The sequence below is a fragment of the Glycomyces dulcitolivorans genome (genome assembly GCF_003265355.1).
Classification (GTDB): domain Bacteria; phylum Actinomycetota; class Actinomycetes; order Mycobacteriales; family Micromonosporaceae; genus Glycomyces; species Glycomyces dulcitolivorans.
Map to the genome: position 1 here is coordinate 1 of NZ_QFRW01000131.1, position 1,656 is coordinate 1,656.

A 1,656-nucleotide genomic window follows, 5' to 3' on the forward strand; every position below is an offset into this window, starting at 1 on the left:
CCGCGCCGGGGCGCCGGGCCGCGGTCGAGCGGGCGGTCGCGGCGTCGCTCGCCGCCGAGGCCGACCTCGACTGGGCGACCCAGCGCTCGCAGGACCTCCACGCGATCGACCACTGGCTGAGCACGAGCACGCTCCCCGGTCCCGACGACATCGCCTCGATCGGCCTCGCCCTGGGGGACCTGGACATCCGCGACTACGCGCTGCGCCGCATCAGCACCGGCGAGTTCCTGGGCAACCGGATGGACCTGTGGTTCTGGGTGACCCGGCACATGGCCGACGACCTCCTGGCCCCGGCCGCCACGGTCGCGGGCTTCGCGGCCTACCGCTTCGGCAACGGCGTCCTCGCCCTCGAAGCCTTCGACACGGCGCTCAAGGCGAGCCCGAACTACCGGCTCGCCCAGCTGCTCAGGGCCGCCCTCCAGGCCGGCTATCCGCCGGGCGCCCTCACGAACATCGGCACCTCCGAACTGGAGGCCGCAGAAAGAGAGGAATGACCCGCGCGAGGCACTCATCCCCGGTGACCCCATCCGATCAACACGGCCCCGACCGACCCAACAGCGACAGCGACAGCGACAGCGACAGCGACAGCGATCGCAGGATCCGACCAACCCGGTCTTGACCAAGCGAACCCGAACGACTCGACCTCGACCGATCCACCGACCGCCGAAACCCGGCCTCCCCACCACCGAACCGCAACCGGCCCAACAGAAGGGAACCGAATGACCGCACGAACCCGCCGTAGACGCGCCCGAACCGCTCCGGCCACGGGCCTCCGCACGCCGAGCCTGATGGCTAGTCTGGGGGCATGGGTGAACTCCCGAGCGATTTCGCCGCGATCCTCCTGGTCGGCGGCAAGGCCCGGCGATTCGCCGGATGCGCGAAGAGCGAACTGGTCGTCGAGGGCTCCACGATCCTCGAACGGGTACTGGCGGCCTGCGAAGGCGCGGCCGCCCGCGTGGTCGTGGGCAAGAGGCCCGCCGACGCCGCGCCCCTGCCCGACGGGGCGGTCCAGGTCCTGGAGGACCCACCGGGTTCAGGCCCGGCGAGGTCGGTGAGGACCGGTCTGGAGCGGGTTCCAGAGGACTGCACCCGGGTGGCGGTCCTGGCCGGGGACCTCCCGTTCCTGTCGCCGGAGGCGCTGCTGCTCCTCCTCGACACCGCGAACGCGGCGGGACCCGAGTCCGGAGCGGTCTTCTGCGACAACGCGGGACGCCGGCAGTGGCTGTGCGGCGTCTGGCCCGCAGTCCCGCTCCGCCGCAACGCGGCCGAGGTCGAACCGGGAGCCCCCGCACGGCTCCTGTTCGCCGGGATCGACGTCGAGACCGTGGTCTGGGAGGACGCGAGTCCGCCCCCGTGGTTCGACTGCGACACCCCGGACGACCTCGACCAGGCCCGAACCTGGGCCGCCGACCAGAAATAGCGGTACCGACTCCCGCACGGCGACGCCGCGGCGACCGGCCGATCCGGCCATCGCGCCATCGCGCCATCGCGCCATCGCGCCATCGCGCCATCGCGCCATCGCGCCATCGCGCCATCGCGCCATCGCCGAGCGAGGGTCGACCCACCGCAAGGGCGGTCAACGAAGACCGCCGGCCGCCGCCGAGGCGGCGGTCCTCATGACCGTGCAGGCAAACGACATCCGGGCGGGTGGGCGAG

2 protein-coding genes are annotated in these 1,656 nt (G+C 72.6%); both read left to right on the top strand.

What is annotated here, in order from left to right:
- Positions 1-494: DUF4192 domain-containing protein (locus tag DI269_RS13070; protein ID WP_115509847.1), on the top strand; the 494-nt coding region annotated here is incomplete at its 5' end.
- 311 nt (positions 495-805) lie between these two features.
- Positions 806-1,420, top strand: a complete 615-nt coding sequence (gene mobA / locus DI269_RS13075; protein ID WP_112136571.1) for a molybdenum cofactor guanylyltransferase — start codon at positions 806-808, stop codon at positions 1,418-1,420.
- Positions 1,421-1,656: the final 236 nt, after the last annotated feature.